This is a genomic window from Sinomicrobium weinanense, from assembly GCF_018863395.1.
GTDB classification, from domain to species: Bacteria; Bacteroidota; Bacteroidia; order Flavobacteriales; family Flavobacteriaceae; genus Sinomicrobium; species Sinomicrobium weinanense.
Genome location: NZ_JAHKRR010000012.1, coordinates 101,134 through 124,938, shown reverse-complemented (window position 1 = coordinate 124,938; position 23,805 = coordinate 101,134). Strand labels below are relative to the sequence as shown.

Sequence of the window (23,805 nt, the reverse complement as noted above, 5' to 3'; positions counted from 1 at the left end):
GCATGTTTTTTTGTATTTTTATAGCCTAAGTCCAGTTAGAATGAAGTTGAGAGCTGAAAATATTATGAAGTCCTATAAAGGGCGAAAAGTGGTAAAAGGGATCTCCCTGGAAGTGAACCGGGGAGAGATCGTGGGGCTTCTCGGACCCAACGGAGCGGGAAAAACCACTTCTTTTTACATGATCGTAGGTCTTATTAAGCCCAATGGCGGGAATATCTACCTGGACGACCTGGATATCACCCGGTATCCCATGTATAAAAGGTCACAGAACGGTATCGGTTACCTGGCGCAGGAAGCCTCTGTGTTCCGGAAACTCAGCATCGAAGAAAATATCCTTAGCGTACTGCAGCTTACCAAACTCTCCAAAAAAGAACAACATATGAAAGTGGAGGCCCTTATCGAGGAGTTCGGTTTGGGTCATATACGAAAAAGCCGGGGCGACCTGCTTTCGGGAGGAGAAAGGCGCCGTACGGAAATTGCAAGGGCGCTGGCTACCGACCCTAATTTTATTCTTCTCGACGAGCCTTTTGCCGGGGTAGACCCCGTAGCGGTAGAAGATATTCAGCGCATTGTAGCCCAACTGAAAGACAAAAACATCGGTATTCTCATCACCGACCATAATGTACAGGAAACTCTGGCCATTACCGAGCGTTCCTATCTGATGTTCGAAGGCAGTATCCTTAAAGCAGGAGAACCTGAAGAACTCGCCGCCGATGAAATGGTGCGAAAAGTATACCTGGGGCAAAATTTTGAACTGCGCAAGAAAAAGCTGGATTTCAACGGGAAATAAAAATCGGTATTCGGTGGTCAGTGATCGGTATCAGTAATTAGTATTCTGTTAAATGCTGTGGTTGTTGAGGAAGATTTCTGGTAATTTATTGTAGCTTGTAGTGATTTATAATAATGTATAATTATCTCTATCAACCTTCACCAATCTCCATAAATCCCCCATCAACCATAGCCAGTCCCAAGTAATTTCATACCGACCACCGAATACCCATCACCGATTACGGCCACCGACGTCATTACCCTTCCATATCAGTTCCGTTTAACCGGCTGTGACCATAACAGTTTCTTCTGCTTTCTTTTTGCGATAGATGGCATCTGCATACCAGAGGAATTCTTCGAGGAACTTGTGGGTATGATCCGTTATGGAGTCATTTATGGGAGATAAATTGTCGTCGAAAGCCTGGTGGATCTCCGGGACGAGCAGCTTACGGGGCAGGGGATAGGCGCCCAGGCTCAGGATAACGTGCTGCAATTGTGAAGAAGCGTTGATGCCTCCCATTTTTCCGGAAGAAGCTGTGGCGACACCGATAGGCTTCTGTTGAAATTCAGGTTTGTAATAATCGATCATATTTTTTAATGCGCCGGAAAAACTGCCCTGATATTCGGGAGAAACGAAAATAAGGGCATCTCCCTGCTCTAACTGTTTCCGGATGGAGGCTACATGAGTGGTGTCTGCCCCCTGCTGGCCAAAAATGGGAAGAGGAGTCTCGCTGAGGTCTACCAGGTCCGTCCCTATTCCTTTGTTGGCAAGTTGTTGTTGAATGTATCGGGCGAGCTGATGCGATTGTCTTTCGTTACGTACACTTCCTAAAACGATAGTAGTTTTCATGATATTGGTTTTTTATAATTGAACTTAAGTTTGACGATGTAAAAATAATAGATTGTATTGATGATTTTATTCTTTATCGATAGTATGTGTCTATTGTGAAATTGGCGTAATTAATGAACATAAGAGAAAATAAAAGAGGGGTGGAATGTAGTTTGTTGATACTTGTTTGATTATGAATATTTTGCTTCTTAATGCCGTTTGAAAGGCAGTGCTGCGGCACGGGAGAAAATGACCCGGGAAAAAGGTGTGGAAAAAAGAAATCCCGGGTAAAAAATATTCATAACCTGTTAATAAATATCTTTCTGTAAAACCCATAATTAAGATATATTTGTAGTTGAACATAAGAAATCTCCTTTTGTGTATTCTCAAAGGAAGGAGCCTTAAAAACTAACAGATGAAGTTTATTGTATCCAGTTCGTATTTATTAAAACAACTACAGGTATTAGGAGGGGTGATCAACAGCAGTAATACCCTGCCCATCTTAGATAATTTTTTGTTTGAATTGAAAGGAGAAAAGCTCACGGTCTCGGCTTCGGACCTGGAGACTACCATGAGCGCGGTACTGGACGTGGAGTCAGACACCGAAGGGAGTATAGCGGTGCCGGCCCGGTTGTTGCTGGATATCCTCAAGACCTTTCCGGAGCAGCCGCTTACTTTTGTCATGGAAGACAACAATACCATAGAGATCAGTTCCAATCACGGAAAATATGCCCTGGCCTATGCAGATGCTTCCGAATTTCCGAAGACGGTGGAGTTAACGGACCCCAGTTCTACTTCCGTAGTGGGTGACGTGCTGGCCACTGCCATTAGCAAAACTATTTTTGCTGCCGGGAACGATGACCTTCGTCCGGTGATGAGCGGAGTGTTCTTCCAGTTCTCTCCCGAAAACCTGACCTTTGTGGCCACGGATGCACATAAGCTCGTAAAATACCAGCGTACGGACCTTTCCGCCAGTGAAGTGGCCGAGTTTATCATGCCCAAAAAACCGCTCAACCTACTCAAGGGGATCCTGGCAGGCAGTGAAACAGAGGTCACTGTGGAATACAACGAGAGCAACGCCAAGTTTACCTTTGACAATGCAGAACTGGTTTGCCGTCTCATTGACGGTAAATACCCCAATTACGAAGCGGTGATCCCCAAGGAAAACCCCAACAAGCTGACCATCGACAGAACACAGTTCCTCAATTCTGCCCGAAGGGTAAGTATTTTCTCTAACAAAACAACACACCAGATACGCCTGAAGATCGCCGGAGCCGAACTCAACATATCTGCCGAAGACATCGATTACAGTAACAAGGCCGAAGAAAGGCTTACCTGCGAATATCAGGGAGACGATATGCAGATCGGTTTTAACTCCAGGTTCCTGATCGAAATGCTGAACAATCTCACTGCCGATGAAGTATCTGTGGAAATGTCACTGCCCAACAGGGCCGGTATCCTGACCCCGGTGGACGGACTGGACGAAGGAGAGTATATAACCATGCTGGTAATGCCGGTGATGCTGAATAACTAGGCTACGGACCTGAGACAAACCGTTATATCATATAGAGGCCGTTCCGGAAACAGGGACGGCTTTTTTTATTGAGTTTGATCCTTTACTGCCGGTCATTTCCCGGGGTATGGGATTTTACGGGACAATATCAGAATTTTATTATCTTTAACGTGAATAATGGATAAGAAAAAGGGCTCCCCTCTTGAGACGAAGAGGGGTGTCCCGCTTGCGGGACGGGGAGTTTGACCATGCCCAAACCTTGGGCATACTCCCAACTTTTGTATTTATCCAATGGCTTGGGCTTTCAAACCCTCCGATCCCGATTGAAATCGGGACCACCTCCCTTTGTCTTAAGGGAGGAGCTTTTTAAAAATCTCAAACAGAGGTTGTAATTTTGAGATATTTGTGCTCCCTGGGACTTATCCATTATTCACGTTATCTTTAAACTACGGCATAGGTCGTATATAATCTGAAAACCGACCATTGAGACTTTTAGAGATCGTTATAGCCAGGGAGGCAAAGGAAGCGTTAGATAAACTCCTGGATAGTGAGGAAGTTATTGAGAAATGGGTGTCCGAAACCGTAGAAGAAGGCTATGCTATAAAGGTGCTGACACAGGACGAATACGCCAAGGAACTATTGAACTCTCTTGAAAACCGGCAACATTGCCGGGTGATCATTCACGCGGTGGAAGGTACCCTGCCCAAACCGGATGTACCGGAAAAAGAGAAAGAGGCGAAAGTGAGGATCGGAAAATTTGTAGCCCTTAGCAAGGAAGAACTTTACAGTGATATAGACGAACCCGTAAAACTTTCCCTGAATTTTATCCTTATGGTTATCCTGTCCTCGTTCGTTGCAGGTATAGGCATACTTAAGGACAATGTGGCGATCATTATAGGGGCTATGGTTATAGCTCCGTTTCTGGGCCCCAATATGTCCATGGCTTTCGGCACTACACTGGGGGACTGGCCTGTGATAAAAAAATCAATGGTCACAGGGATAGTTTCTTCCCTTATTGCATTGGTCATTTCCGTACTTTGGGGGATGCTTGCCGGAAATGTGGGAGAGATAACCATGGACCCCGGTATTGCTTATGATGATATTGTCCTGGCCCTGGCCTGTGGCTTTGCAGGGGTTATATCCGCATTAAGCGGCCAGGGGGGGACCCTGGTCGGTGTTATGGTAGCGGCTGCCCTGTTACCTCCCCTTATGCGGGCAGGCCTGTTGCTGGGAGGGGAGTATTACAGCGATGCCTTTAACTCCTTCCTTATTTTTTGTACGAATATTATCTGCCTTAATATAGCGGGGATCATCACCTTTTATCTCGCCGGGATCAGGCCTGGAAGATGGTGGGAAAAAGAAAATGCAAAGAAGAAAACCCGCACTGCTTTTTTAATCTGGTCCCTGGCATTGGCACTTATCATTATTACCATTTTGCTGCTCAGAAAATTCGAATTCAGTACCAGGGTAATGCCCGGAAATTAACGAAAATAAGAGGAGCTCTTCGGGCTGTCCATTCGGGGAAACTCATTCAATCTTCATCAATCATGATAAATCACCAATACCCCTCGTCTCCTAGTCACTTTGTCTCCCAGTCTCCCGGTCATCCGCCCCCCGTCATATTTCTATTCCTCTTTTCCTTTCTTTTCCTCCTGCTTTTCCCGTGCCTTTATTTCTTCGATATATTCGTTCAGGGCCTTGCCATACTTGGAGGCCGCTACCTCGGGAGACAGGGATTTGTTGATGGTGTCCAGGTACTTTATCCTGGCATTGGCAACTTCGGCCAGGGCGATATACGGAGCTACATATGAATCTGCGTTCCCCAGGGCAAAGTTTAGGGTGTACAGGTAGCTTCGTGTAGTGTTTTTATTAGCCAGTCTGGCCAGAGAGTCCCTTTTGAGTGAATCCTTGCCTGCTTTGAGTTGTTCTGTGACAAGTTCCAGGTTCTTTTCACGGAATTGCCGGATTACTTTCTGGTATTCTTCCAGTTTTTCATGGGTTTCAGAGCCCTCTACTTCTGCTTCCGCAGAAAAATAATTCCATGATGTATTGATGGTTATTTCTCCTTTTTCACCGAAAAAGAGCAGGCTGGTATCTTTGTTTACACTGTTGTGGCGGGTTACCGACAGGTAAAATATTTCGGGTTCTTCTATTTCCGTGGTAAAATCGAAATGACTGTTGCCGTCGACAATCAGGGAATCGAGCGATACCAAAGTGGAATCCTGTACCTTTTGCAGGTATATTTTTCCTTTTTTTAATCCCTCTACCTGTCCGGTAAGGTGCATAACGTTCTCCTTTCGGCCGCAGGCAAAGAGCAATAAAAAGCCGGCTGTGAGAGCCATGGTCTTGTTTGCGAATGTCATAGTTCTTTTGCGTGATTGATTAGCGCTGCAAATATCTTTATTCTCGTCCATATAAACTATACCGTAGAGGCAAATTCCATTAACCACGCACAAAGCATGGCCCCGTAGGTTCCCACGGCATAACCGAACACGGCAAGGAGTACGCCTACCGTGGTAAGCGAAGGGTGAAATGCAGCTGCCACTACGGGAGCCGAAGCAGCCCCGCCCACATTGGCCTGGCTACCAACGGCCAGGAAGAAATAGGGTGCGCGTATCCATTTGGCCACGAGGAAAAGCAGTATTGCGTGAATGGCCATCCACACCAGTCCGATGGCAAGCAGCCCGGGATTGTCGAACACGGCAGCGAGGTCCATTTTCATGCCTATGGTGGCAACGAGAATGTAAATGCAAATGCTCCCCAGTTTACCTGCGCCTGCACCTTCGTAAGTTTTGACCCGGGTAAAGGACAGGCAAATACCTATGGCGGTTGCAATGGTGATCATCCAGAAGAACTGGGAACCAAAGGAAGACAATGCACTTTGTTTATCCTGTACTGCTTCGAAGGTTGAGGTAAGAAATGCAGAGATACCCGAAGCCCCCCAATGTGCAACTCCTACTGCGGTAAATGCAATAGAGAGGATGATCATCAGGTCGGTAAGCGAAGGGTTCCGGGATATTTTTTCGGCAAAGGCAGACACCTTGTGTTTCAGTTCTTCAATGGCAGAAGCGTCGGCTTTCAGCCATCGGTCTATCTGTTTGTTCTTACCTATACCCAGGAGGATTATTGCCATCCACAGGTTGGCTACCACAATATCTACCAGGACCATGCCGCCGTATTTTTCCGGGTTGTATTTGAATATTTCCAGCATGGCAGCCTGGTTGGCTCCGCCACCTATCCAGCTGCCCGCCAAAGTGGCCAGTCCCCTCCACACAGCATCGAAGCCTGCTCCGCCAACAGTTTCGGGCGATACCAGAGAGATGAGCAGAATGGCCAGCGGACCGCCTATGACGATCCCGATAGTACCCGTAAAAAACATGATTAGGGCTTTCGGTCCCAGGTTAAAGATGGATTTTAAGTCTATACTAAGCGTCATCAACACCAGTGATGCAGGAAGTAAATACCTGCTGGCCACAAAGTACAGGTTGGAGGCCTGGTCACTCACAAGTCCCGTGGAGTTGTATATGGCGGGGATGAGATAGCACATCAGAAGAGCGGGAATGACCTTGTAGAATTTACTCCAGAACCCCGTTGTCCTGGAAGAGGTGTAGAAAACGAAACCAAGAGCCAGCATTAAGAGGCCGAATACAATGGTATCGTCGGTAAAAACTGCAGTTTTTTCCATGTAATATCCGTTATTTGGCGGCAAAATACAAAAATAGAACAGAATCGGCCCCAGGATTTGTAATTTTTAAATGCTTCTGTTTATATGGGAAATCAGTTACATTTATTTTAACTTTTTAATTTAGAACAATTTTAAATAATGATATAACTTTGTTTCCAAATTCTATGAAATATGGCCGATAAAAATGAGGGGGTACTTCGGGCGGTACTCCGCGTAAAGAAAAAAGAATATATCACTCCGCATTATATCCGGGTCACCCTGGGAGGGGATCATGTAATGCAATTTGCAGATACGACGGTAGGGGTAAACAATAAGATACTGATCCCTCCGGTTGGGGTTGAAGATATCCATTTTCCCGAATACGATAACGAACAACAGCAGTGGGCACACCCACTGGAACATCTTCGCCCCATCATACGGACTTATACCCACCGGGGCATTGACGTGGAAAAAGAAGAGATGATCACTGATTTTGTGTATCACGGTGATACCAGTCCCGCATCTGCATGGGCAGGGAATGCAAAAGAAGGTGATAAACTCGGGGTATTGATGAAGGCCGGGAAAAAAGCTCTTTATCCCGAGGCGGACTGGTACCTGCTTGCTGGAGATGCTACGGCGATCCCGGTACTGGGAGCCATCCTGGAAGGCCTTCCCGCCAAAGCCAGGGTAACAGCTGTCATCGAAGTTCACGGCAGGGAAGACAAGCAAGAATTGCATACCGATGCACAACTCGACATCCATTGGATATACAATTCTGCCCCTGAAGAGGGCAGTACCCTGGCCGATGCTGTCAAAGCGGTGCAAATACCTGCGGAGGGAGCGAAATTCGGATATGTGGCCGCGGAATTTTCCAGTGTAAAGGAGATCCGGAAATACCTGCGAAAGGATTTGGGATGGACAACACAGGAACTCTATGCCTATTCTTACTGGAAATCGGGGATGGCAGAAGACCAGTCCGTAACCGACAGGCAAAAGGAAAAACAAAGCGTGTAGGGGGTAACGTAAAGGATATTTTTTTCAGGCCTTACTAAAGTGTTTTCTGAATATATCTGGCAACCCCATCCTCCTTGTGGTGGCCTGTGATGGCATTGGCTACGGCCTTTACCTCGTCGCGGGCGTTGGCTACGGCAACCCCATGGCCTACGGCGGCGATCATCTCTGTATCGTTGTAATTGTCGCCGAATGCCATGGCTTCTTCGAGTGAGAGCCCGTAGTGTGAGAGCAGCTTTTGTATCCCCGTTAGTTTGGACACTTCCCTGTTGGCTATTTCGATATAAGTGTCTTTGGAACGATACAGGTGCAGGTCGTTGCCCAGATGTTCCTTAAAGTGCTGGTATGCTTTTTCAATAAGATGCGCATCGCCCATGCAGGTGATCTTATGGGCACCCTTTTGCACGGGTTCCCATGCCTTGAGCACTGCCCGGTTCGCTTTTATTTCCGGGCTTACTTTTGTATTGTTTTCTTCCCGTTGTGCCCAGCGGTCATAGGCTTCCACATACCAGGAATTGGTGTTGAACAGGCTGATGTGAAATTTACCTTCGGCACTGTTTTCGTTATAATCCACAATACGTTTCACGGCTTCGAAAGGGATCTCGGTGGAATGTATCGGTTTTTCATCTACCAGGACAAGGGCACCGTTGTAGCACACCAGCGGATCCTGGCGGATATCCAGTTTTTCCTGCAGGTGATACATCTGTTTGGGCATTCTTGCGGAGACCAGTATCACGGGGATTTCTTCCCTGATCCTTTTTATTTCGTTTACGGTGAGTACAGACAGGTCCCTGTCGGCATTCAGCAGGGTACCGTCAATGTCGGAGAAAAGTATTTTACAGGTCATAACCGGAATTATAGCAATTTTTGCAGTGCAAGAAAGCGAATATATCCCGGATATCAAACTTCCGGAACACGATTTTTATCGGCTGCTTAACAGGAGAGGAATTTATTTGTTATCCTTCTTTTTCGGGTCTCTTTTGGCTTGTTTTAACGACTGCATAAGCATCCATTCTATCTGGCCGTTGGTACTGCGGAATTCATCGGCAGCCCACTTTTCGATAGCTTTGAGCATCTCTTCATTGATGCGTAAGGCGAATGCTTTTTTCCTGGTCATGTTTCAGTCTTTTATGAGAAGAACCTCCTGCCCGTTCTGGTACAGGGTCAGCCCTACAATAGTATCATTTTCGTCCGCTTCAAACATAAGCCTTGCCAGGGCTGTTTTATAGAAGAAATTGTGATCTCCGCAATAGTATATACGTTGTTCCTGCTGACCTGGCAGACTGGCATACAGGGCGTTATTTTTTGCAGTAAGCCGCAGGTGCAGGCCCAGGCTGTTATTCTGATAGCTTCCGGCATAGTTTTGAAGTTCTTCCGGAGCTATATCCACGATTTCAGGCGTTACGGGAAGTTTGTGTTTGTCCGGGTCGGAAAGATACAGGCCAATATCGTCTGCCGGGTTACTGCCCGAATTGACCATTATGGCTACCACACGGTTCTTTTCCGGGTTTATGCCGATAAAGGAGCGAAAACCTCCCGTACCTCCGTTGTGCCAGGCCAGGCCTTCCAGAAAATGCCATCCCAGGCCATATTTTCGCTTGTTTTTATCGGTATAATGGGGTTTTATACTGATCTCCGCAGCTTTTTTCAGGGGGTTTTCCGGATCGAGATACGACTTTCCGTAGGCCAGCAGTTCGGTAATATTTGTTTTTAATGCTCCTGCCCCTGCAAGGGCATCGAAATCCCAGTGGCTTACACTCTGGCGGCCCATATATCCGGTGGCCAGTTTTGTACTTTGCTGCTTCGGAACCTCGATATAGGTGTGCTTTAATTGTAAAGGGGCAAGAATTTCCTTTTGCAGCAGCTGGGCATAATCCGCTTCCTGGCTTATGGCCAGCAATTCTCCCAGGAGCCCTGCACCCAGGTTGGAATACAAATATCTTTGGCCTATATTTTTAGGTTTGTAATGCTTCAGGAAGTAAAAGAGGTCTTTTCTTGTGTAGTCCTGATACGGATTGTCCAGGGAAGAGGGGAGCAAGTTGTCCGGAAGGCGGGGAAGGCCCGAAGTGTGCGTGGCAAGCTGGCCCAGCCGAATGGCATTGCCCATGCCGTCCCTCAGCCTGATGGAATCCGGAAGCAGGGTGTCCGCCGGATAGTCCAGGGCAAGTTTTTCTTCAGCAGTATACCTGGCCAGTAACAGCCCGGTATAGGTCTTGGTGATAGAGCCTATCTCATAAAGGGTGTTCCTGTCGGCCTTTTCTTGCCGTTCAATGTTCCTGTACCCGTAGATAAAATAGGTCTCTTTGCCTTCTTCCCATACCCCGAGAGCTGTGGAAGGATAGACCCCGTTGTCTGTCCGCGTTTTTATTTCATCCTTTACAGATTGGGGTATTTGTGCGATACAGAACTGGCTCGTCAGTGCCAGTACCAGTACCGCTAAGAGGATCGGGTATTTTACTTTTTTTCTCCGTTTCATGTAACATTCTTGTTGTTGGTGATCAGGTATGTAGCCGCAAAGTTAAGGATGTTGTTATACTGTTGGAAATTCCGGCAGCTTTTTTACAGCATGATCACGAACCGGTAAAGTGTCAGGGCCAGGATTAGAAATAGTAAACGCAGCATAGGCACAGGATATAAATGTTTTAATTTAGTGATTAAGGGTTCCGGCATTGACCACCGGGGTAGCGTCTTTATCAGAGCACAGTACGACCATGAGATTGCTGACCATGGCGGCCTTTCGTTCTTCATCAAGCGTAACGATCTGTTTTTCGCTGAGTTCATCCAGGGCCATTTCTACCATGCTTACGGCACCTTCCACGATTTTGTGCCTGGCGGCAACTATGGCCGTGGCCTGCTGACGTTTCAGCATGGCATTGGCAATCTCCTGGGCATAGGCCAGGTAGCCTATCCGTGCTTCCAGGACCTCGATACCGGCCATGGCCAGGCGTTCCTGTACTTCCTTTTCCAGGGCTTCGCTCACCTCATTGACGCTGGAACGCAGGGTGATGTCTTCTTCATGGCCCTCGTCCGCAAAGTTGTCGTAAGGGTACAGACTGGCCAGTTTCCGTACCGCAGCGTCCGTCTGTACACGTACAAAATCCTTGTAGTCGTCTACATCAAAAGCTGCCTTGTAGGTATCGAATACACGCCATACCAGAATGGTACTGATCATCACGGGGTTCCCGATCTTGTCGTTTACTTTAAGGCGCTCACTATCGAAATTACTCGCCTTCAGGGATATCTTTTTCTTGGAATAGAAAGGGTTAACCCAGAAGAAACCATTCGTTTTTACCGTACCCATGTACTTTCCAAAGAGCAATAGCACCCTGGAATAGTTCGGGTTTACAAGAATAAAACCTCGTGGGATAAAGAGTGAAGCCAGTATACTGACTATAAACCAGCCCACCCCGGTGAACAGGAAGCCGGCTATTCCTCCCAGGAATAAAACGGCGAATACAAACAGTATTACATAGCCGTTTGCCGGAGTAATGATTTTTTCATGTTTCATATATTGAGTGATATTAAATTGATATCACAAATATATCAAAATATTTTAAATAAACTGAAATTTCAACTGCTTTTCAGGTATTGCCCATTGCGATACGCCTGGGTTGGACCAAGCCGGATGGGGAAATCCAAATTTAACTTTTAGATGGCTTTTACTTTAGTAAAGATGTGTACTTTTGGTGGCTTTCTGGTAACATATATCAAAAATTAATAAGATGAAAAAAGCTGTTTTTTTGCTTGTATTATTTATAGGGAATATGACCTGGGCCAACAGTGTGGTCTGGGGGCCTACGGGCCACAGGGTCGTCGGGGAGATCGCTGAGCAATACCTCAGTGGCCGTGCCAGGAGAAAGATCGACAAACTATTACACGGGGAAAGCCTGGCCGTGGTAGCCAATCATGGCGATGATATCAAGTCCGACAACCGTTTCCGGAAGTACGGTGCGTGGCATTATGTCAATATTCCACCGGGAAAACGATATGGAGAGGAAGCTGTGAGCGAATACGGAGACCTGGTGACCGGGATAGAAAAATGTATCGAAATAATAAAGGATAAGAATGCCCCTGAAGAAGACCGGGCCTTCTACCTTAAGCTGCTGATCCATTTTATCGGGGACCTTCACCAGCCCCTGCATGTAGGCCGGGCAGAAGACAAGGGCGGGAACGATATCCAGGTGCGTTGGTTTAACGACGGGACCAACCTGCACAGTGTCTGGGATTCCAAAATGATAAACCATTACAGGATGAGTTATACGGAGATCGCCGGCAGTTATCCCGGGATGTCCCGGAAGGAAGTGAAAAAACTCCAGGAAGGCAATCTGCTGGACTGGGTAGGGGAGTCCCGAAAGCTGGCCGGGGAGGTTTATGCTTCTGCAGAAATAGGTGAAAAGCTGGGATACCGCTATATGTACGATCATTTCGGTACGGTGAAGGCACAACTTCAAAAAGGAGGCCTGCGCCTGGCCAAAGTGCTTAACGAGATTTTCGGATGATAGTTCCTTAATTGATGAGTTTTGGAGTTTGGCATGAGGTTTGATATTATATAAATGAAGGCTAAAAGCGAGGAAATTAATATAAGTATTCCCGCTATATTAAAGGCAGCGATTGGCTTTCTTTGCAGGGAATGAAAAACACTAAAGCGTCCGCCGTCAGCGGACGGCTTTTTTTATGCCTTTGCTTCACTGTTTTTTTAAAAGGTTAAAACCTGGAAGCTGTTGCATTAATGAGTTGTTGATATACTCCGGGTAAACTCAATAACTAAAGGGCAATAATGTTACGGAAGGTCAGGTTTATCCGCTGTCCCGTCTCCTTCATTGTTTTTGGTATCTGATGCAGCCAGTGGTGCTGGGTTTCTCCTTTCATGATAAGCAGGCTTCCGCTTTCCAGCAACAATTTGTGTTTGAGTTGTTTTTCCTTTTTGTGTTTCAGGTGAAAATAGCGTTCGGCACCAAGGCTCACCGAGGCGATCACCGGGTTTTTTCCCAGTTCCGGCTCATCATCTGCATGCCAGCCATTGCTGTCTTTTCCATTGCGATAGAGATTGAGGAGACAGGAGGTGAAATGGATTTTACACAGGGCTTCGACCTTTTGCCTGATCTCCAGCAGTTCCGGAAAAAAAGGGTATGGATGCATAGTAATGCCCGAATAGGAATACGGGATGCTGTTATCAGCATACAGTGCGGTTAACCGGGGTTGCGGATGCGTTTTTCCGAAAAGGGTAATACGGTCTTGCTGCCACCGGGCGGTATCGAGGATGGCTTTGTAATACCTCAGGGCATCTTTTTCCGGAAAAAATCCGGGATAGTAGATGACATCGGCATCTTTCAGGGGAATTTGATATGTGTCTTTTTTATACAAGGTAACAGTTATTGGGTTACACACGGGGTCATAATATCGTCAGTTGAATACGGACTGTAATTCGTGCCTGTATTCCGAAGGGCTTTTCCCTGTAAACTCTTTAAACGATTTATTGAAGTGCGAAAAGTTGTTAAACCCGCTCTCAAAACAGATCTCGGTAATACTCATCGGTTTTTCGGCCAGGAGCCTGGAAGCGTGTACCAGGCGGTATTCGTTGACGAACTTCGTAAAGGTCTTGTTGCTCACTTTTTTAAAATAGCGGCAGAACGAAGGTACGGTCATGCTTACCATACCGGCCACTTCCTCAAGGGGGATCTGCCTGCGGTAATTGTCCTTGACAAAGTTGAAGATGATGTTTATCCTTTCGTTGTCCTGCATTTCCGTTTCCAGTGAAAAATTTTCCGCGTTCAGGATCTTGTATTCCCTGGAATCCTGGAGGTCGTGAAGCACGCTGAGGATGGTGAGCAGCCTGTTGAATTGCGATTGCATGGACATCTGCTCTATTTTTTTACCGATTTTCTTTTTGGTTTCACCATAGAATGCAATGCCGCCCTTGGCCCGGTCAAAAACAGACTGTATGTTTTTCATTTCCGGGATGTTCAGAAAATCATTGCCCAGGAAATTGGGTTTCATCTGTATGACGGTCTCACTCTTGTTTCCCGTAAGTTTATCGGTGAAACCACAATGGGGCAGGTTACTTCCGATAAGGATAAGGTCGCCATCGGTGTAATAGGATATATGGCTCCCGATCTGTCTTCTGCCTGCACCACCGTTCACATAAACCAGCTCTATCTCCGGGTGGTAATGCCATACTTTCGCCTTGTTGTTCTTCCTCTGGCTGTACCTGGTGTATGAAAAAGAATTGCCAAAAGAAGGATGGATAACTTCAAAGGACGGTTTTAAATTTTTCAGTTCCATAGATGTAGTTTTTAGCCTGATGAAATTTTTAGAAGAATAATAACGAAATTGATAATTTATATGCGAAGTTAATAATAATATATGAAATATTAACCATAACATTTTCTTAACATTGAGTTTTGGGTAAAATAGAATATATATTGGAAAATTTAACAGTAGTACATCTTTTGGAGCCGGCGTAATTTTACACTGTCAATAAGACCTAATCTGTTTAATAAAAATCACTGCTATGAAAAAGTTAATCAAGATCAGTATTGTTGCCGTTGTAATGTTTATGGCGGGAACTGCCGGAGCGAGGACCGGGGACCTGGATGTCTCTCTCGAAGTTAAAGGATATAAAGGAAAAACTGTGAGTTTTGTTGTTAGCAATGTACAGAATTCCGTTGGCCTTTCCCTTATTGACGGAGAAGACAGAATATTGTATTCGGAGAATATCGAAGTGAACGGCGAATACAGGCGAACTTATAATTTCGACAAACTGCCGGAAGGGGAGTATTTTCTTGAAGTGGAGGGAGCGACCAAAGTAAAGAGGTATCCCGTGGTGGTAGACAGGTATACGGCAAAACTGTACTACAATAACAAGAGTGAAATGTTTAAGCCCATAGTGTCCGTACGTAACAATGTGGTTTATGTAAACCTGCTGAGCCTGGACAGATCAGAACTTCATGTAGAAGTATATGATGCCAATGATACCCTGTTGCACGAAGACACTCTCAAAGGGTCCTACGAACTGGGCAAGATGTACGACTTTTCTAATGTGGACGGAACATACACACTTGTCCTCACCCACAAAAACAAAACCTTTGTCGAACATATAAAAACGACAAAGTCGTAAATACGAAAGAAAAAGGAAAAGATTAATATTGGGTTTTTTAATAGATTGATTGATTTAAAAGTGAAAAAGGCTGCCGAAAAAGCAGTCTTTTTTGTTTGTAAGTGTATTTTGTTACGATCGTGTTTCGGTCCGGATGTTTATTTTTTTTTCGGGCAATTGCAGGGGGGCTGTCTGATTTCAGTACTTTATCGTGAAATTCTGATATCAAACGAGGTTCACGCTCGTTGTTTTATACCGAAGGCGAGGTAGAGGGGGTATCGGGCTTAACTCCGTTATCCTGCTTTTTCCCACTGCGATGATTGCGATACAGGGGATGAACGTACTCCAGTTTCCGGAAACGGAGGGCTTCCCAGTCTTTGTTGATGGTCAGGCTTTCCACCCAGTCATATGAATTTCGGGTAAGCGGCGCCCAGTTGTATGCATCCGTGATGTCTGTTGTATAATTTTTGGAAATGGTCCTGGGGTGGGCTATCCACAGTACCACGTCGTCCTTGAGTTTAGGGCCGAGCGTAAGCATCTGGTCCTCAAATTCCTTTATGGTAGTAACGAATATGAGGGCAAATTCTACTTTGTTGACCTGTACCAGTGATTCGTAGACTTCGATACCTACCAGTTTGGCCAGCTGTTTTGCGAATCCTTTGGGTTCGTTAAGGACCAGGATCTCTTTCTGTTTTTCAAGTTTTAGTTTTTTGAACAGGTTTGTCATTTCTCTTTATGATTGCAGAAGGTTTGGTAAAAGCCGTGCCTTATAAAAATACAAAAAAAATTGTTTCGCCCTGCATTTTGCAAATTCATTTTCACTGCATTCCTGTAATTTTCGTCCAGGTTAAATACTTTATATCCGGAAAGCCTTGTTTGGATAAGACGGTTGAAGAGGTATTCGGTCACCACATTTTTAAGATACCTGTGCCCGGGATATTCGTTTCAGAACCTTGTCCAGGTCCTTTCTGCAGCTCTCTGCGAGGAAAGGATGTTTTATGGCTTCCTGTACCTCATGGCTGTCTTCGGGGCGGTAAAGCATTTCAAAGACCTTTTTGAGGCTCAGCTTGTGAGGGTCTTTTTCCAGAATGGAAACAGCCGCTCCTTCGGTAACTGTTCCCGGTGTGAGGACCCGGAGATAAGCTCCCGGGCAGGCGTAAGCAATAAAATCCTTTAAAATTTTCTGAGTGCCGAAGCGTACACCGAGTTTATAGCAGGGTTGCCTGGGTTGGGAAACCTGTACTACGGCATTTCCTATTTTTAGGATGTCGCCAACGTAAATATCGGCCTCATCAAATCCGTCTGCGGTGATATTCTCCCCGAACATTCCCCAGTTCCATTCCTGTTCCGGATAACGTTTTTGCCAATGTGCATAATGGTCGGCCGAAAAGAGGTAGCAGGCCTTGTCTTTTCCGCCGTGGTATTTCCGGTCTATAACGGTGTCTCCCTTTACATCTTCATCTTCCAGCAGGATAGGGCCGGGCACAGGAGATTTGTAGATACCCGTTTTTATTTCCTTTCCCCTCCAGTTAATAACTGTCGGACTGGCTATGTTAACAGCGATGACTTTCATGCTGTAAATCTAACAAAAAAACCGCTCCGGAAATGCCTGGAGCGGTTTTTTATCTTAATGAAAGCGACTAAGAATAAAGATTCATAAATCTCATATCTAATATCTCAGATCTGACATCTACTTGATCATATCAAAACTCCTTTTAACAAAGCTGGTGAGTTCCTCGCCTTTAAGCAGCCCCTGGGACAATCGCGCCAGGTCGAGGGACTGTTTGATCAGCCTTTCCTGCTTGGCTTTGGTCTTGGTGTTCAGTATCTGTGCAGCCAGGTCACTGTTGGTATTAACAACTAGGTTGTACATTTCCGGCATATTGCTCATACCGAACATACCGCCGCCCCCGGTAGCGTTCATCTCCTTCATCCTTCGCATAAACTCGGGTTGGGTGATGATAAACGGAGCAGAGTTACTGTCCATAGCTTCCAGTTGTACACTATATTTTTCCTTCGGAACAATTTCGGTAAGGGTCTCTTTCAGCTTGTCTTTTTCTTCGTCGGACAGCTTGGATATCTTTTCCTCGTCTTTTTTGATGAGGTTGTCAATAGGTTCGGCATCTACCCGGGCAAAAGAAACATTCTCTTTCTCGGTTTCCAGTTTCTGGATCAGGTGTGCAACGATAGGGGAATCGAGCAGCAACACTTCATAGCCTTTGGCCCTGGCCTCTTCGATGTAGCTGTGTTGCTCTTCTTTGTTGCTGGTATAAAGGATAACGAGTTTGTCGTCCTTGTCGGTCTGGTTGTCCTTGATCTTTTCCCTCAGTTCTTCAAAGGTGTAGAACTTATCGTCCACAGTGGGGTAGAGGGCAAACTTGTCTGCTTTTTCAAAGAACTTCTCTTCAGAAAGCATACCGTATTCGATAACGATCTTAATGTCGTTCCATTTCTTTTCAAAGTCTTCGCGGTTGTCCTTGAAGAGAGAGCTCAGCTTGTCGCCCACCTTACGGGTAATATAATTGGATATTTTCTTTACGTTACCGTCGGCCTGAAGGTAGCTTCGCGATACGTTCAGCGGAATGTCGGGCGAGTCGATGACCCCGCGGAGCATGGTCAGGAACTCCGGTACAATGCCTTCTACATTATCGGTGACAAATACCTGGTTCTGATAGAGCTGTATTTTGTCTTTTTGCAGGTTGAGGTCGTTGGTAAGCCTCGGGAAATACAATATCCCTGTCAGGTTGAACGGGTAATCCACGTTCAGGTGAATGTGGAACAGGGGTTCCTCGAACTGCATCGGGTACAGCTCACGATAGAAGCCTTTGTAATCCTCTTCCTTGAGATCGGCCGGTTGTTTGGTCCAGGCCGGTGAAGTATTGTTAATGATATTGTCCACCTCTTTGGTCGGTGCGGGATCGTCTTCTTTGGCATCCTCTGGTTTGGGCAGGGTTTCGGTCCTGGTTCCGAATTTTATCGGAATGGGCATAAACTTGTTGTATTTTACCAGGAGTTCCCGTATCCTGCTTTCTTCGAGGAATTCGGTAGAGTCGTCTGCGATGTGGAGGATGATCTCTGTTCCGCGGTCTTTTTTGTCCGCTTCTTCCAGCGTAAACTGCGGGCTGCCATCACAGGTCCAGTGGGCGGCAGGAGCGTCTGTGTAAGATTTGGTGATGATCTCCACTTTTTTGGCCACTATAAAGGCAGAGTAGAAACCGAGCCCGAAATGGCCTATGATCCCGGAGTCTTTTGTGGAGTCTTTGTATTTTTCCAAAAACTCTTCCGCACCCGAAAAGGCAACTTCGTTGATGTATTTCTTTACTTCGTCGGCCGTCATCCCGATCCCCTGGTCCAGGATATGGAGCTTTTTCCCTTCCTTGTCTATTTTAACCTCGATCACAGGGTTGCCATAGTCTACTTTGGCTTCTCCTATACCGGTGAGGTGTTTGAGTTTTAAAGTGGCATCGGTGGCGTTGGAAATAAGTTCCCTCAAAAAGATCTCGTGGTCGCTGTACAAAAATTTCTTGATCAGCGGAAAAATGTTTTCTACAGATACATTGATATTTCCGGTTGTCATTTTGCTAAGATTTTTTATTATGATTTTTATAAAAAATGCAGTTCCAAAAAAAGTACCATTACAGTATATAGTGACAAAGTGACATTTTAAAGTACGAAGTAGAGGCGCAATGCTTTGCGCCTGAAGCCGGAAGTCAGAAGCCGGAAGCCGGGTGTTAGAGGGAGGGGAGGTGTCAATGGAGATAAAATTTGAACAGTTTTTTGAGTTTCTGTATTTTGTAAAAAGCACAGGCATTTTACAAGATCTGCGGTTTTGTGTAAAATTAAAAGCATGACTGTAACCCGATTTTTTTTATTATTGTATGGAGATTCAAACCCATGGATTATGAAAACATTACCCCTACCTGCACTTTTAAAAGTATTTGTCCTGGCCGGAATTGTGATAGGATGCAGTGATGACGACAAGGTAAATGAAAACAAAATGCCCGAAAGCCATATAAACGGGCAATGGCAATTTACCGATGAGTATGCAGTGCTGGAAGATCAGCCTCCTCTTTCTCCCCCTATGGAGATATGCGAACTCGAATTGAGGATGCGTTTTTCAGAAGACGGCAATTACACTTACGAAAGATCCCATCTTAATTTTGATACGAAGGAATGCGATAGTGAAGGACAGAAAGAAGGTACCTGGGAGATCGTTTCCGACAGCATTTATCGGTTTTATGCCGAAGAAAAAGAAGGTGGGCGGGGACCTTTGAACGGCGACCTGAAAGTATGGTTTTCCAAAGGTAATAACGAATTGATCATCGAGAGTATAGAAAAGGATTGGGGGTTCGATTTTCCGGTGACAGTCAGAAAAATATATACCCGGGAATAGCTCCCCGCAGATCAACCCCCCAAACATTAGTCCCCCTCACCCTCTCATCCTCTCACTTTCTCACCCTCTAAGCCACCGTAACCATAACCCCCTGGTCCCTTAATTTTTTGACCAGCGCGGGGGAGATGCTTTTATCCGTGATAATGTGGTCTACCTGGTCCAGTTCGCATATTTTTCCGAATCCTTTTTTTCCGAATTTGGTGGCGTCGGCCAGCACAATGACCTCCTGGGCCGAACGTATCATTTTCTGGTTGAGGTGTGCTTCGGTGATATCGGTGGTGGTGAGTCCGAAATCCAGGTCTATACCGTCCACACCGATAAAAAGCTTGTTGCAGGAGGTTTCTTCCAGGATCATTTCTGCATAGTGCCCGGTGACCGAAGAGGAGCTGTGGCGGGTATAGCCTCCCAGTTGCAGAACCTCTATATTGGGGTGCCTCAGAAGTTCCGTGGCAACGTTCAGGGCAGAGGTGATAACAATGAGTTTTTCTTTGGGCTGAATGGCCCGGGCAAAGGCCAGCACAGTAGTTCCGGAGGCAATAATAATGGACTCGGCCGTGTCTACGAGTTTGGCTGCGGCTGCGGCAATAGCTTTCTTCTCCTCGGTCTGCACTTTCTCCTTTTCATTGACATGCCTGTCATTCACATACGGATTTTCCAGGGAAGCCCCGCCGTGTGTACGGAACAGCAGGCCCTTTTCTTCCAGTAAACGCAAATCCTTGCGGATGGTTACGGCAGATGTCTGCAGCTCTTTGCTCAGCTCCAGGACCTCTACGTGTTTTTCCCTGGCCAGTTTATCCAGTATCTGTCTGTGTCTGTTCATCATAATGCAATATGCCCGTTTATGGCCATAAAAATACGTAAAAGTTTAAAAAAAACTCCAATAAAAGTAATGAAACGAAACAAAACAGGGTTGGAAACGAAAATTAAAGAAATAGTTTTTACGTGACTGGTATTTTTCGCGGGAAACCGAAATACATAAGGATGTCTCTGGGTTTTAAAGGTCTGTATTGAGGTGATTTATTGTGACTTGTATAGATTTGTGGTATGGACATTTCGCTGAAGATCACTACAAGGCTCTGTAAATACCTCCAAAACTTCAAAGCAATTCTCAATGGTTCAGAAATTTAAATGGGTTCAAAGAAAAATTTAAATCGCTTCATACGCAAATTTCAAAAAGGATGAAATTTTTTTTGGGAATTGATAAATATCATTTACTTTTGAAAAGTTTCGTTATTAATTAGTTTTTAATTAAACGAAACTTATTTGTAAAAATTGAAATAGAAAAAATGAATAACGAAATCGGTCCTTTTCAAAGGGCAAGGTTGATAGAAGCGCTGGAAAAGGAAGAAAAGTGGGATGTCATAGTTGTCGGCGGCGGGGCAACCGGACTGGGAGTGGCTCTGGACAGTGTAAGCCGCGGGTATAAGACCCTGGTGCTGGAGCAGGCCGATTTTGCCAAGGGAACGTCCAGCCGGAGCACCAAACTGGTACATGGCGGAGTACGCTACCTGGCGCAGGGCAATATCGGGCTGGTAAGGGAAGCCCTTCGCGAGCGGGGATTGCTGTTGAAAAATGCACCCCACCTGGTAAAAAACCAATCGTTCGTAATTCCTAATTATCGCTGGTGGGGAGGTGTTTTTTATACCTTCGGGCTAAAGATCTACGACCTTCTGGCCGGAAGCCTCAGCCTGGGGTCTTCTGTTTTTATCCGTAAAGGAGAGACCCTGAAACGGATCCCGACCGTAAAGAAAGACGGGTTAAGAGGGGGAGTGCTCTATCACGACGGACAGTTCGACGATTCGCGTATGGCCGTAAACCTCGCTCAAACCTGTATAGAACACGGAGCTGTGGTACTCAATTATGCGGAAGTGAACAGCCTGTTAAAGAAAAACGGGCATATAGACGGGGTTGTTGCCACAGATAAAGAAACCGGAAAGGTATATAACCTTAAAGGCGAAGCAGTGGTTAATGCCACGGGGATTTTTGTAGACAATATCCTGCGAATGGAAAAACCGGACAGCCAGGATCTCGTCCGCCCGAGCCAGGGAGTTCACCTGGTGCTGAACCGGTCTTTCCTGCCGGGAGAAGATGCAGTGATGATCCCGAAAACCGATGACGGAAGGGTGCTCTTTGCAGTGCCCTGGCACAATAAAGTCGTGATAGGGACCACCGATACCCCCCTGGACGAACACAGCCTGGAACCCCGGGCGCTGGAAGAAGAGATTGTATTTATCCTGAACACTTCGGGGCGCTATCTCTCTAAAAAACCACGCCGGGAAGATGTACTGTCCGTATTTGCCGGGCTAAGGCCCCTGGCTGCCACTCAGGGAGATTCCGGGAAGACCAAGGAAATATCCCGTAGCCATAAGATACTGGTTTCCGAGGCCGGGCTTATTACCATTACAGGAGGGAAATGGACGACCTTCAGGAAAATGGGCGAGGATACCATAAAAAAAGCCATATCCCTGGGGCGGTTACCCGACCGGGACAGCAAGAGCGAAACCCTGTCCATTCACGGAGCAAAACCCGGCCCTGATTTTAACGACCCCTTATATGTCTACGGAAGCGACCGGGAAAAAGTACTGGCCCTGATCGAAGACAATCCGGAACTGGGCCAAAAACTGGACGATGCTTTGGAGTACAGAAAAGCCGAGGTCATATGGGCAGCCCGGCACGAAATGGCCCGTACCGTAGAAGATGTGCTGGCCAGGCGTACCAGGGCACTTTTCCTGGATGCCAGGGCAGCGGTGCGTATGGCAGGGGAAACAGCAAGGCTGATGGCAGAAGAACTCGGTTATGACGAACAATGGCAGAAAGAACAGGTACAGGCCTTTGAAGAAGTCGCTGAAAATTATATTATTTAAAGTCCGAGGTAACATTTATTTACGATCAAACTCTTAATATCAGTCATCTAACATCGGACACCGGACTTCCGACACCCGACAAAAAACAACTCAATCTACCAATATAACCCGATATTATGAAACAGTATATTTTAGCCTTAGACCAGGGAACCACGAGCTCCAGGGCCATTCTGTTCGATGAAAAAGGACAGATCGTCTCGGTGGCTCAGAAAGAATTCACTCAAATATTTCCCAAACCGGGCTGGGTGGAACACAATGCCCTGGAAATATGGTCTACGCAAGCGGGTGTGGCCGCAGAGGCGGTAACAAAGATAGGCCTTAACGGCAAGAGCATTGCTGCCATGGGGATCACCAACCAGCGCGAAACAGTGATCGTCTGGGACAGGAACACGGGGATTCCCATATACAATGCCATTGTCTGGCAGGACCGCAGGACCGCAGCCTATTGCGCCGAACTGAAAAAACAGGGAAAAGAAGAGCTGATACGCAACAAGACCGGGCTTATTATCGATTCGTACTTCTCGGCCACAAAAGTAAAGTGGATACTCGACAATGTACCGGGTGCCAGGGAAAAAGCAGAAGCAGGCGAACTGGTTTGTGGTACCGTAGACAGCTGGATCATCTGGAATTTTACCAAAGGAGAACTTCACATTACCGATGTGACCAATGCTTCCCGTACCCTGTTGTTCAATATCCATACCATGGAGTGGGACGATGAGCTGCTGGAACTGTTTACCATCCCCAAAAGCATACTGCCGGAAGTGAAGCAGTCGAGCGAAGTGTACGGGCATTCCAAAACCACCGTATTTGCCACTCCTATTCCCATAGCGGGTATAGGCGGTGATCAGCAGGCGGCGCTTTTCGGGCAGATGTGTATTGATCCTGGGATGGTAAAGAACACTTACGGGACAGGCTGTTTTATGTTGATGAACATAGGGGACAAACCCAAACTCTCCGAAAATAATCTCCTGACCACCGTGGCCTGGAAAATTAATGGTAAAACCCAGTATGCCCTGGAAGGAAGTATTTTTATAGCCGGGGCCGTGGTGCAATGGCTCAGGGACGGACTGAAATTTATACGCTCATCGGATGAGGTGGAACAGTTGGCCAGCCAGGTAGAAGATACCGACGGGGTGTATTTTGTTCCTGCCTTTGCCGGGTTGGGTGCACCGTACTGGAACTCCGATGCCCGGGGTACAATGGTGGGCCTGACGAGAGGGACGACCGCAGCCCATATAGCCCGTGCAGCGCTGGAATCCATAGCGTACCAGACGGCAGATGTGCTCAGGGCCATGCAGGCCGATGCCGGGATCGAGATCAGGGAGCTACGCGTGGATGGGGGAGCAGCGGTAAACGACCTGCTGATGCAGTTCCAGTCCGACCTGCTGAAATGTAATGTAATACGCCCTAATGTGGTCGAGACCACTGCACTGGGAGCAGCCTACCTGGCCGGATTGGCCACAGGGTACTGGAAAGACATGGAAGAAATACAGCAGCTCTGGCAGGCAGAAAAAGAATTTACACCCGATCCCGATCACAATATGGAAGAGGGGATCGCCGGGTGGAAACGCGCCATCAAGGCCACACAAAGCCATTCTATGTAGAGATGCACGGGCGTGCGTCTCAACGAGAAGAGAGGCCCCTGAAAATATCGGGAGAGGCTGCGC

Annotated in this window: 22 protein-coding genes; 9 read left to right on the top strand and 13 right to left on the bottom strand. The window is 46.4% G+C overall.

Features of this window, described 5'->3' with window-relative positions:
- Positions 1-40: 40 nt before the first annotated feature.
- Positions 41-790, top strand: a complete 750-nt coding sequence (gene lptB / locus KN811_RS20475) for an LPS export ABC transporter ATP-binding protein (RefSeq protein WP_187966810.1) — start codon at positions 41-43, stop codon at positions 788-790.
- A gap of 258 nt (positions 791-1,048) precedes the next feature.
- Here the strand turns inward: lptB and KN811_RS20470 are convergent, their stop codons facing one another.
- Complete coding sequence (locus KN811_RS20470) at positions 1,049-1,618, bottom strand: NADPH-dependent FMN reductase (protein WP_187966809.1); 570 nt, start codon at positions 1,616-1,618, stop codon at positions 1,049-1,051.
- 394 nt (positions 1,619-2,012) lie between these two features.
- Here KN811_RS20470 and dnaN point away from each other — a divergent pair, with 394 nt between their 5' ends.
- Positions 2,013-3,131, top strand: a complete 1,119-nt coding sequence (gene dnaN, locus KN811_RS20465) for a DNA polymerase III subunit beta (RefSeq protein WP_187966808.1) — start codon at positions 2,013-2,015, stop codon at positions 3,129-3,131.
- Between the two features lie 462 nt (positions 3,132-3,593).
- A complete protein-coding gene (locus KN811_RS20460) occupies positions 3,594-4,595 on the top strand; it encodes a TIGR00341 family protein (protein WP_187966807.1) in 1,002 nt (333 codons plus the stop codon).
- Positions 4,596-4,735: 140 nt separating this feature from the next.
- Here the strand turns inward: KN811_RS20460 and KN811_RS20455 are convergent, their stop codons facing one another.
- Both KN811_RS20455 and KN811_RS20450 read right to left on the bottom strand, forming a co-directional pair.
- Positions 4,736-5,473 carry a DUF4369 domain-containing protein gene (locus KN811_RS20455; RefSeq protein ID WP_247716574.1) on the bottom strand — a complete coding sequence of 246 codons (738 nt, stop codon included), beginning with the start codon at positions 5,471-5,473 and terminating at the stop codon, positions 4,736-4,738.
- Positions 5,474-5,529: 56 nt separating this feature from the next.
- Entirely contained in the window at positions 5,530-6,795 is a 1,266-nt protein-coding gene (locus tag KN811_RS20450; RefSeq protein ID WP_187966806.1) for a DUF819 family protein, read from the bottom strand.
- Between the two features lie 171 nt (positions 6,796-6,966).
- On the opposite strand from KN811_RS20450, the gene KN811_RS20445 reads away from it, so the two are divergent.
- Positions 6,967-7,788 carry a siderophore-interacting protein gene (locus KN811_RS20445; protein ID WP_187966805.1) on the top strand — a complete coding sequence of 274 codons (822 nt, stop codon included), beginning with the start codon at positions 6,967-6,969 and terminating at the stop codon, positions 7,786-7,788.
- 34 nt (positions 7,789-7,822) lie between these two features.
- Here KN811_RS20445 and KN811_RS20440 read toward each other — a convergent pair whose 3' ends face one another.
- The 4 genes from KN811_RS20440 to KN811_RS20425 form a co-directional block, all read right to left on the bottom strand.
- Complete coding sequence (locus KN811_RS20440; RefSeq protein WP_187966804.1) at positions 7,823-8,632, bottom strand: HAD family hydrolase; 810 nt, start codon at positions 8,630-8,632, stop codon at positions 7,823-7,825.
- Between the two features lie 102 nt (positions 8,633-8,734).
- Entirely contained in the window at positions 8,735-8,902 is a 168-nt protein-coding gene (locus KN811_RS20435) for a type II toxin-antitoxin system antitoxin (RefSeq protein WP_187966803.1), read from the bottom strand.
- 3 nt (positions 8,903-8,905) lie between these two features.
- Complete coding sequence (locus KN811_RS20430; RefSeq protein WP_216334987.1) at positions 8,906-10,261, bottom strand: serine hydrolase domain-containing protein; 1,356 nt, start codon at positions 10,259-10,261, stop codon at positions 8,906-8,908.
- A gap of 171 nt (positions 10,262-10,432) precedes the next feature.
- On the bottom strand, positions 10,433-11,293 hold the full coding sequence (locus tag KN811_RS20425) for an SPFH domain-containing protein (protein WP_187967639.1): 861 nt from the start codon (positions 11,291-11,293) through the stop codon (positions 10,433-10,435).
- A gap of 214 nt (positions 11,294-11,507) precedes the next feature.
- Between KN811_RS20425 and KN811_RS20420 the strand changes: the two genes are divergently transcribed.
- Entirely contained in the window at positions 11,508-12,284 is a 777-nt protein-coding gene (locus tag KN811_RS20420) for a S1/P1 nuclease (protein ID WP_187967638.1), read from the top strand.
- Positions 12,285-12,549: 265 nt separating this feature from the next.
- Here the strand turns inward: KN811_RS20420 and KN811_RS20415 are convergent, their stop codons facing one another.
- Both KN811_RS20415 and KN811_RS20410 read right to left on the bottom strand, forming a co-directional pair.
- A complete protein-coding gene (locus tag KN811_RS20415; RefSeq protein WP_187967637.1) occupies positions 12,550-13,149 on the bottom strand; it encodes an alpha-ketoglutarate-dependent dioxygenase AlkB family protein in 600 nt (199 codons plus the stop codon).
- Between the two features lie 39 nt (positions 13,150-13,188).
- Positions 13,189-14,067, bottom strand: coding sequence for an AraC family transcriptional regulator (locus tag KN811_RS20410; RefSeq protein ID WP_425596686.1), 879 nt, complete (start codon positions 14,065-14,067; stop codon positions 13,189-13,191).
- A gap of 229 nt (positions 14,068-14,296) precedes the next feature.
- On the opposite strand from KN811_RS20410, the gene KN811_RS20405 reads away from it, so the two are divergent.
- A complete protein-coding gene (locus KN811_RS20405; RefSeq protein ID WP_187967636.1) occupies positions 14,297-14,902 on the top strand; it encodes a hypothetical protein in 606 nt (201 codons plus the stop codon).
- 229 nt (positions 14,903-15,131) lie between these two features.
- On the opposite strand, the gene KN811_RS20400 is transcribed toward KN811_RS20405, so the two are convergent.
- From KN811_RS20400 to htpG, 3 genes are all read right to left on the bottom strand, one after another.
- Positions 15,132-15,608, bottom strand: coding sequence for a hypothetical protein (locus KN811_RS20400; RefSeq protein WP_247716573.1), 477 nt, complete (start codon positions 15,606-15,608; stop codon positions 15,132-15,134).
- A gap of 189 nt (positions 15,609-15,797) precedes the next feature.
- Positions 15,798-16,454: an MOSC domain-containing protein gene (locus KN811_RS20395; RefSeq protein ID WP_187967635.1), complete on the bottom strand. Its 657-nt coding sequence runs from the start codon at positions 16,452-16,454 to the stop codon at positions 15,798-15,800.
- 117 nt (positions 16,455-16,571) lie between these two features.
- Positions 16,572-18,458 carry a molecular chaperone HtpG gene (gene htpG, locus KN811_RS20390; protein ID WP_216334984.1) on the bottom strand — a complete coding sequence of 629 codons (1,887 nt, stop codon included), beginning with the start codon at positions 18,456-18,458 and terminating at the stop codon, positions 16,572-16,574.
- Positions 18,459-18,782: 324 nt separating this feature from the next.
- Between htpG and KN811_RS20385 the strand changes: the two genes are divergently transcribed.
- Entirely contained in the window at positions 18,783-19,274 is a 492-nt protein-coding gene (locus KN811_RS20385) for a lipocalin family protein (protein WP_187964461.1), read from the top strand.
- Between the two features lie 67 nt (positions 19,275-19,341).
- On the opposite strand, the gene KN811_RS20380 is transcribed toward KN811_RS20385, so the two are convergent.
- Entirely contained in the window at positions 19,342-20,097 is a 756-nt protein-coding gene (locus tag KN811_RS20380) for a DeoR/GlpR family DNA-binding transcription regulator (RefSeq protein WP_345725267.1), read from the bottom strand.
- A gap of 463 nt (positions 20,098-20,560) precedes the next feature.
- On the opposite strand from KN811_RS20380, the gene KN811_RS20375 reads away from it, so the two are divergent.
- Both KN811_RS20375 and glpK read left to right on the top strand, forming a co-directional pair.
- Complete coding sequence (locus tag KN811_RS20375) at positions 20,561-22,138, top strand: glycerol-3-phosphate dehydrogenase/oxidase (RefSeq protein ID WP_187964460.1); 1,578 nt, start codon at positions 20,561-20,563, stop codon at positions 22,136-22,138.
- Between the two features lie 116 nt (positions 22,139-22,254).
- Positions 22,255-23,742, top strand: a complete 1,488-nt coding sequence (gene glpK / locus KN811_RS20370; protein ID WP_187964459.1) for a glycerol kinase GlpK — start codon at positions 22,255-22,257, stop codon at positions 23,740-23,742.
- Positions 23,743-23,805: the final 63 nt, after the last annotated feature.

Bases quoted from the DNA above. Each gene is read 5' to 3' on its own strand.
- dnaN (WP_187966808.1), top strand. From the start codon at position 2,013: ATGAAGTTTATTGTATCCAGTTCGTATTTATTAAAACAACTACAGGTA.
- KN811_RS20410 (WP_425596686.1), bottom strand. From the start codon at position 14,067: ATGGAACTGAAAAATTTAAAACCGTCCTTTGAAGTTATCCATCCTTCT.
- KN811_RS20425 (WP_187967639.1), bottom strand. From the start codon at position 11,293: ATGAAACATGAAAAAATCATTACTCCGGCAAACGGCTATGTAATACTG.
- KN811_RS20440 (WP_187966804.1), bottom strand. From the start codon at position 8,632: ATGACCTGTAAAATACTTTTCTCCGACATTGACGGTACCCTGCTGAAT.
- KN811_RS20455 (WP_247716574.1), bottom strand. From the start codon at position 5,473: ATGACATTCGCAAACAAGACCATGGCTCTCACAGCCGGCTTTTTATTG.
- KN811_RS20405 (WP_187967636.1), top strand. From the start codon at position 14,297: ATGAAAAAGTTAATCAAGATCAGTATTGTTGCCGTTGTAATGTTTATG.
- KN811_RS20450 (WP_187966806.1), bottom strand. From the start codon at position 6,795: ATGGAAAAAACTGCAGTTTTTACCGACGATACCATTGTATTCGGCCTC.
- KN811_RS20380 (WP_345725267.1), bottom strand. From the start codon at position 20,097: ATGATGAACAGACACAGACAGATACTGGATAAACTGGCCAGGGAAAAA.
- KN811_RS20435 (WP_187966803.1), bottom strand. From the start codon at position 8,902: ATGACCAGGAAAAAAGCATTCGCCTTACGCATCAATGAAGAGATGCTC.
- htpG (WP_216334984.1), bottom strand. From the start codon at position 18,458: ATGACAACCGGAAATATCAATGTATCTGTAGAAAACATTTTTCCGCTG.
- KN811_RS20375 (WP_187964460.1), top strand. From the start codon at position 20,561: ATGAATAACGAAATCGGTCCTTTTCAAAGGGCAAGGTTGATAGAAGCG.
- KN811_RS20430 (WP_216334987.1), bottom strand. From the start codon at position 10,261: ATGAAACGGAGAAAAAAAGTAAAATACCCGATCCTCTTAGCGGTACTG.
- KN811_RS20395 (WP_187967635.1), bottom strand. From the start codon at position 16,454: ATGAAAGTCATCGCTGTTAACATAGCCAGTCCGACAGTTATTAACTGG.
- lptB (WP_187966810.1), top strand. From the start codon at position 41: ATGAAGTTGAGAGCTGAAAATATTATGAAGTCCTATAAAGGGCGAAAA.
- KN811_RS20385 (WP_187964461.1), top strand. From the start codon at position 18,783: ATGAAAACATTACCCCTACCTGCACTTTTAAAAGTATTTGTCCTGGCC.
- glpK (WP_187964459.1), top strand. From the start codon at position 22,255: ATGAAACAGTATATTTTAGCCTTAGACCAGGGAACCACGAGCTCCAGG.
- KN811_RS20420 (WP_187967638.1), top strand. From the start codon at position 11,508: ATGAAAAAAGCTGTTTTTTTGCTTGTATTATTTATAGGGAATATGACC.
- KN811_RS20470 (WP_187966809.1), bottom strand. From the start codon at position 1,618: ATGAAAACTACTATCGTTTTAGGAAGTGTACGTAACGAAAGACAATCG.
- KN811_RS20445 (WP_187966805.1), top strand. From the start codon at position 6,967: ATGGCCGATAAAAATGAGGGGGTACTTCGGGCGGTACTCCGCGTAAAG.
- KN811_RS20400 (WP_247716573.1), bottom strand. From the start codon at position 15,608: ATGACAAACCTGTTCAAAAAACTAAAACTTGAAAAACAGAAAGAGATC.